Genomic DNA, 6,422 nt, shown 5'->3' with positions numbered 1-6,422 from the left:
TGACGTAGTATTTGCCGGTGCTATCCACCGTCGAGGAGAGGTCTTTTCCCTCTTTCTCGGGCTGCACGGGATGCGCCACGTTGTAGTAGTTGAAATCATAGACAAACACATATTCCTTGCCCTGATAACGAATGCCACGAACCGCATCCTTGGCCAACTCCTGAGCGGCCTCATCTGAAATCTCTCCGTTCAGAGCTTTCTTGTGGTAAAAATCGGCAATGTTGTAGGCGGCCTCAACTGCCCCTTTTGTCTCCGTGCGTTTGGAATCCAGAAGATGTCCGCTGAGTACCTCAATCTGATAGGCGAGAAGCACAAGGAAAGCGAGGGTAAAGAAGGCAACCAGCCCATACAATTTACCTGATAGGGAGTGGAATAATTTGTTCACGGGGGGACTCCAACTCATGGCCTTCACTGCTAAATGCAAGCTTTCAGCCATATGAAACAATAAAACAATCAGCCAAAGCGACACCCCCATAGTTACAACACATTGGTTACCCAGGTGTTTCCATTTTGGTTGTACCCAAACTGGATTTCATCCCGCATGCAAAAACTGTCGAAACAGAACGGAATCTTGACTGAAATCGAGTTCCCCAAAGACTGTAGGACAAGCTTTCTTGAGGAATACAGGGAAAGGTAATTCTGACCTGTCCAAATCAGAATTCTGCCTCAAAGCAGGTCTATTCAACCCCACCTCGCGTCCCCACCCTTCACTGACTGTCCGACCACGAAAGAAGACCAGCATGCGTTTCATAGAGGTGTCTGCCATTTTATCGGCCCTTCTTCTTCCTTTCAGTGCCAACGCCACTTGCAACAACGGAAATGGTTCCGGCTACGTCTTGCAGGGTGATTTGGCTCTGAGCCGGGAACAGGGCCTGATCTGGAAAAGATGCGCAATTGGCATGCGATGGAGCGACGCGGAGAAAACGTGTGTCGGAGAGCCTCAGGGCTTTAGTCTCGAAGAGGCTGTTGACTACGCCAGGAATGAGGGGAATGGTTGGCGTGTTCCGACAGGGCAAGAGTTGGAAACCCTTCTCATCGACACCTGTGATGGCCCCAACATCGACATGGTTGCCTTTCCCAACCTTGCTGCTTCCGACTTTGGTGAGGGGGCCAAGTTCTGGACATCAACAGAAGCAATTCCCGGCATGAGATATTTTTTTGACTTCACTCATGGCTACGTGGACATGCATAGCTCGGGGTTCAGACTGTCGGTGTTGCTTGTGAAAGGAAGTCTGCGCTCGAAATAGTTCGAGAAGAACCCGTCGCATCTCACTACCCGTTATTGCGCCAGTGCGCGGCGAACTGAGAACACTGATCGGCTTTGCGCGCTCTTGAGGCCTCGCCGGACGACCAATGGGAATGCCACCAAGTCCTGCAGAATGATCTTCTTGCTTCTGTCGCGATCTGTGCCAGCATCCGCAACCCGGGCGGGGATGGCTGGCTCAGACCCATCCTCCAGCAACTGCCCTCTTGAATTCTTGGGATGCTTGGGATTCTTGGGATTCTGGTGTGTTCTCGATGACTCCCCTGGCCAAAGCGGCCACTTCTATTGTCAAGGCTTGACCGTAATCGGCAGGCGGTTGGAGGATTTCATCTCCTTGAGCGACAGGTTGGAGCGGATGCTTGTGACGCCAGGGAGCTTGCGCAAAACCCTGTCGACAAAAGCACTGTAATCGTCGAGGTCTCTGGCGACCGTAACCAGCAGGAAATCGTCGTCTCCGGTGGTGTTGTGGCAGGAGAGGATGTTCGGACAATCATCGATGATGCGCTGGAACTCCTCGGTGGTGGTCTGGCTGTGCTCCGAGCAGCGCAACTGGACAAAGGCCATCACACCAAGCCCCACCTTGCGGCGGTTGAGATTGGCCTGATAGCCTTCGATAACCCCGGTTTCTTCAAGCTTCTTCAGTCGCCGCCAGCAGGGCGTTTCACTCATGGACAGATGCTCGGCCAGCTTGGCGTTGGACATGCGCCCGTCGGTCTGCAACAGTTCGAGTATCTCGGCATTCACCTTGTCAATGTCCATTTGGGGCAGGTTCCTCTCGGAATGGGGAAAATGGTAGGGGGTTATTGCCTAGAATTCCATTACTAGTGCAAGAATGGCAAGGTCCTTTCACTCAAAATGCGTAGAGTAGCCACAAAAGCCTGTTCCATCGGAGGTCCGATCCCATGAAAGCCATTCTGTTTGAAAAATTCGAGGAAGCCCCCAAATTGGTCACCTTGCCAGACCCGACGCCGGAGCCGCATGGCGTGGTCATCAAGGTCGAGGCAACCGGGGTCTGTCGCAGCGACTGGCATGGCTGGATGGGGCATGATCCCGACATCGAACTGCCCCATGTGCCGGGGCATGAGCTGGCGGGCATCATCGAGGCTGTCGGCAAGGACGTGCGCAACTGGAAGGTCGGCGACCGGGTCACTGTGCCGTTTGTCTGCGGTTGCGGCTCCTGCCCGGAATGTCACGCCGGTCACCAGCAGGTCTGTGCGCATCAGCAACAACCCGGCTTCACCCATTGGGGCTCGTTTGCCGAATATGTGCCCATCCATCAGGCTGATATCAATGTCGTGGCCTTGCCCGAAACCATGGATTTTGCCACCGCCGCCAGCCTTGGCTGCCGGTTTGCCACCTCTTTCCGTGGCGTGGTCGATCAGGGCAGGGTTTCGGCTGGCGAGTGGGTTGCCGTGCATGGCTGCGGCGGAGTTGGGCTATCTGCGGTGATGATTGCCAACGCTATCGGTGCCAATGTCATCGCCATCGACATCGATGACAGAAAACTGGCCTTGGCAAAAGAGCTCGGCGCTGTCGCCACCGTCAATGGCGCTACCGTTGCCAATGTGGCCGAAGCCGTCATGGAGATCAGCAAGGGAGGCGCGCATGTCTCTCTTGATGCGCTGGGCAATCCCGTCACCTGCTTCAACTCCATCCAGAACCTGAGACGCCGCGGTCGGCATGTGCAGATTGGCCTGATGCTGGCGGACCATGCCACCCCCAGCATTCCGATGGCCAAGGTGATCGGGCACGAGTTGGAGATTCTCGGCTCCCACGGCATGCAGGCCCATCGCTACGGTGCCATGCTGGATATGGTGCAGTCTGGCAAACTAAACCCGGCCCGTCTGGTCGGCGACCGGATCAGCCTTGCCGAGGCCCCGGCGGCCCTGATGAACATGGACAGCTTCCAGTCGGTCGGCGCAACGGTCATCACGCGCTTCTGACGACTTGCGTTCGCCTAACAAATGGCATCGACATCCGCCCAAAGTGCGTTACTCCATGGCCGGATGTCGGTCAGCCTTGTGATGGTGCCGATGTCTAGCCGGCAAGGCAGGTATCAAGGGCCTCTAGCAGGCGCGCCATGTCTTCCTCGTCCGTCCACAAGTGAGGGGCCAGCCGCAGTTTGCCATTGCGCATGCTGAGATAGATCTGCTGCGCCGCAAGGCGGTCATTGAGATCCTGTGGCGCGTTGACCGGTGGAAGGGCGCCGAAGTAATGTCGGCTGCGCAAATGATCCGGCGGCACCTCAAATCCCCGCTCGGCAAGAGCGCCCGCAAGAAAGGCTGTTTTCTGGCCAATCGTTGCCTCGATGCGATCCACCCTCAGACCGTTGACCAGTCGCAGGGAAGCCAGCAACATCGGCATCAGCTGGAAATTCACCTTCTCGCCCATGTCAAAGCGCCGAGCGCCATCGGCAAATGGCGGCGTTCCACCACTGAAGGATACGGCAGGATCTTTCCTGTCCATATGGCTTTCCTCAAGTGGGACGCCATCCCAATTGCGTGGAGCGACATAAAGCCCACCAAGGCTGTAGGGGCCGAGCAGCCATTTGTAGCTGGGTGCAACGGCATAATCGGGATCGATGGCTGCAACGTCGAATGGCACGGCCCCGAGGCTTTGCGTGAGGTCCAGCACAAGCGCTGCCCCGACGTCCCTGACGCGCTTTGCAATCGCCATCAGGTCGATGGGCGTGCCATCCGTCCAATGGACACCACCGATCGAGACAACCGCCGTTGCGCTGTCAATCGCCTCCAGCAGCGGAGCCGTGATCGCGCCCTTTTCTGGCCCCGATGCAATCCGTGGGGCAACCACCAGCGACGCCCCGCTCTCTCTGCATCGCCGCTCCCAGACCAGACGGTTGGAGGGAAACTGCTCCTCGACGACCACCACCTTGCTGGATGGGCCAAGTACGATGTTGTTGGCGGCGGTCGCAATGCCGTAGGAGCAGGCCGGAATGATGGCGATCGCGTCGGCGGTTGCGTTGAACAGCTTGGCAAACTCGGCGCGAACCGCTTCGATTTCCGGCACGAAATGGATCGGGGCGGCTTCCCACGGGCGGGCTTTGCGCATGACAGCTTCCTGTCCGGCCGCAGCAACGCTCCGGTGCATCGGTGACATCTGGGCGCAATTCATCCAGACAACATCTCTGGGAATCTGGAATTCCTCGCGCATGGAGGGGATGAAGGTCGGGCTACCCGGGAAAAGTAAATCGGCCATGGTGGTTCTGGCTTTCAGGTCGGCTGTCCAGACGAGGCGGGCTGTGTGTCTGGATAATGGGAAGGGGCATTGCAATACCCTCAAGCCTATGCCGAAAGCGGCGCGACAACAATTCCTGATTGCGCCTATTCAAGAGGAAAGTGCGTCGCACCCACCGCACTTCCCTTCTTGGCAGGCCCGTAGCTGCAATCTCGAGCATCCCCCATCCCGGTCCAACACTTTGCAAGCGGTTGCGCACGCATCTGTGCTGCACCCGGTGATTATTTCTCGGGGGTGATGCAAGAAATACGGGCAACCTACAAAGAACTGTTACATTGCATCCGTAAAAGCGGTCTCGTGCTAACGGCTTCGTCGCCGAGAATCGGATAATTGAACAGGAAATTTCCATGAGACCGACATTCATTTTTGCTATGGCCCTGACTGCATCGACTGCGGCGACCGCCCAGGGGCTGCCTGATTTGCAGGCAAAGAGCAACTGGTTCACTGCGGGTGAAACCACCATTCAGGAACTCATCGCGCGTGAGAAAAACACTGGACGCGCCAAGAACGTGATCCTCATGATCGCCGATGGCAACGGCATCGGCACCAACTATGCCACCCGCCTTTACGTGGGGCAGCAACTCGGCAAGCTCGGTGAAGAGCATGTCCTGCCTTATGAGACCAACGGTTTTTATAACGGTATCGTCAAGACCTATAACATCAACGCCCAGACCCCGGATTCCGCTCCGACCGCTGGCTCAATGAACACCGGCGTCAAGCAGCGCTTCAACATGATCAACATCGGCGGCACCGGCATTCACAATGATTGCTCGACCGTTGCTGGCAACGAACTGACCACCTTCGGCGAAATCGTCGCAGCCGAGGGCAAGTCGGTCGGTATCGTCACCACCGCCCGCCTGACGCACGCAACGCCCGCTGCCGTCTTCTCCAAGACCGCAAACCGCAACTGGGAAGACGAGCTGCCAGAAGGCTGCACCGCCCAGAAAGACATCGCAGCTCAGCTGGTGGATGGCCTGAAGTCCGGCTTCATCGACATCGCGCTTGGTGGCGGTTCGCGTTACTTCGTGCCAAAGGGCACCGCTACCCCGAACGGCGGCAAGGGCCACCGCAAGGACGGCGTTGACCTGCTCGCCGACGTCAAGTCCGCTGGCATCCAGTATGCCTCCAACAGAAGCGAATTCGACGCCCTCGACATGTCCAAGCCGATCTTGGGCATGTGGACCGACAGCCACACCTCCTATGAGGCTGACCGTCCGGACACCGAACCGTCTCTGGTTGACATGACCAAGAAGGCCATCGAATTCCTCAGCCAGAATGAAGAAGGCTACTATCTTGAAATCGAGGCTGGCCGCGTTGACCACGCCAACCACGCTGGCAACTTCGCCCGTACCGCCAAGGACGGCATGATCTGGACCGAAGCTGTTGCTCTGGCCGATGAAATGACCGACGACAAGGACACCCTGATCATCGTCACCGCCGACCACGAGCACGCTATTAGCTTCAACGGCTACTGCGGCCGCGGCACCCCGATTCAGGGCCTTTGCTACGATGTTGCCAAGACCGGCGAAATGCACTCCGACAAGCTGGCGCTGGCCGCCGATGGCAAGCCATACTCTGTCATTTCCTATGCCAACGGCTCCGGCTCGATCCTGAAGAAGGGTGAGGGCGCAAACGACTACTCCGGTTCCCGTCCGGAAGTCACCCAGGAAGAAGCCATGGATCTGGACTATCTCCAGCAGGCGCTGATCCCGATGGAATCGGAAACCCATTCCGGTGAAGACGTTGCCGTCTATGCCAAGGGCCCCTGGGCTCATCTGGTCGATGGCACCATCGAACAGAATGTCATCTTCCACGTCATGAACTACGCTGCCCATTCCGGCAAGTAGGCCAGACCCTGAGAGACTACAAGGGGCCATGCATCGCCATGGCCCCTTGTTCCGCT

6 protein-coding genes are annotated in these 6,422 nt (G+C 57.3%); 3 read left to right on the top strand and 3 right to left on the bottom strand.

The window, feature by feature from the left end; all coding sequences use genetic code 11:
* Positions 1-385: cache domain-containing protein (locus tag DSL70_RS18175; protein WP_205563329.1), on the bottom strand; the 385-nt coding region annotated here is incomplete at its 3' end.
* A gap of 355 nt (positions 386-740) precedes the next feature.
* Here DSL70_RS18175 and DSL70_RS18165 point away from each other — a divergent pair.
* The gene (locus tag DSL70_RS18165; RefSeq protein WP_119309381.1) at positions 741-1,247 is read left to right on the top strand and encodes an Lcl C-terminal domain-containing protein; all 507 of its coding nucleotides are present in this window, start codon (positions 741-743) and stop codon (positions 1,245-1,247) included.
* Between the two features lie 305 nt (positions 1,248-1,552).
* Here the strand turns inward: DSL70_RS18165 and DSL70_RS18155 are convergent, their stop codons facing one another.
* The gene (locus DSL70_RS18155; protein WP_119309379.1) at positions 1,553-2,023 is read right to left on the bottom strand and encodes an Lrp/AsnC family transcriptional regulator; all 471 of its coding nucleotides are present in this window, start codon (positions 2,021-2,023) and stop codon (positions 1,553-1,555) included.
* Between the two features lie 143 nt (positions 2,024-2,166).
* Here DSL70_RS18155 and DSL70_RS18150 point away from each other — a divergent pair, with 143 nt between their 5' ends.
* Positions 2,167-3,207 carry a zinc-dependent alcohol dehydrogenase family protein gene (locus DSL70_RS18150; RefSeq protein WP_119309378.1) on the top strand — a complete coding sequence of 347 codons (1,041 nt, stop codon included), beginning with the start codon at positions 2,167-2,169 and terminating at the stop codon, positions 3,205-3,207.
* A 94-nt stretch (positions 3,208-3,301) separates the two neighbouring features.
* Here the strand turns inward: DSL70_RS18150 and DSL70_RS18145 are convergent, their stop codons facing one another.
* Positions 3,302-4,480, bottom strand: a complete 1,179-nt coding sequence (locus DSL70_RS18145) for an aminotransferase class V-fold PLP-dependent enzyme (protein ID WP_119309377.1) — start codon at positions 4,478-4,480, stop codon at positions 3,302-3,304.
* A gap of 386 nt (positions 4,481-4,866) precedes the next feature.
* Here DSL70_RS18145 and DSL70_RS18140 point away from each other — a divergent pair, with 386 nt between their 5' ends.
* Positions 4,867-6,366 carry an alkaline phosphatase gene (locus tag DSL70_RS18140; protein ID WP_119309376.1) on the top strand — a complete coding sequence of 500 codons (1,500 nt, stop codon included), beginning with the start codon at positions 4,867-4,869 and terminating at the stop codon, positions 6,364-6,366.
* Positions 6,367-6,422: the final 56 nt, after the last annotated feature.

Source organism: Cohaesibacter haloalkalitolerans, from assembly GCF_003574655.1.
Classification (GTDB): Bacteria; Pseudomonadota; Alphaproteobacteria; order Rhizobiales; family Cohaesibacteraceae; genus Cohaesibacter; species Cohaesibacter haloalkalitolerans.
The sequence above is the reverse complement of the archived record's forward strand: the minus strand, read 5'-3'. Positions and strand labels throughout refer to the sequence as shown.

Bases quoted from the DNA above. Each gene is read 5' to 3' on its own strand.
- DSL70_RS18140 (WP_119309376.1), top strand. From the start codon at position 4,867: ATGAGACCGACATTCATTTTTGCTATGGCCCTGACTGCATCGACTGCG.
- DSL70_RS18145 (WP_119309377.1), bottom strand. From the start codon at position 4,480: ATGGCCGATTTACTTTTCCCGGGTAGCCCGACCTTCATCCCCTCCATG.
- DSL70_RS18165 (WP_119309381.1), top strand. From the start codon at position 741: ATGCGTTTCATAGAGGTGTCTGCCATTTTATCGGCCCTTCTTCTTCCT.
- DSL70_RS18155 (WP_119309379.1), bottom strand. From the start codon at position 2,023: ATGGACATTGACAAGGTGAATGCCGAGATACTCGAACTGTTGCAGACC.
- DSL70_RS18150 (WP_119309378.1), top strand. From the start codon at position 2,167: ATGAAAGCCATTCTGTTTGAAAAATTCGAGGAAGCCCCCAAATTGGTC.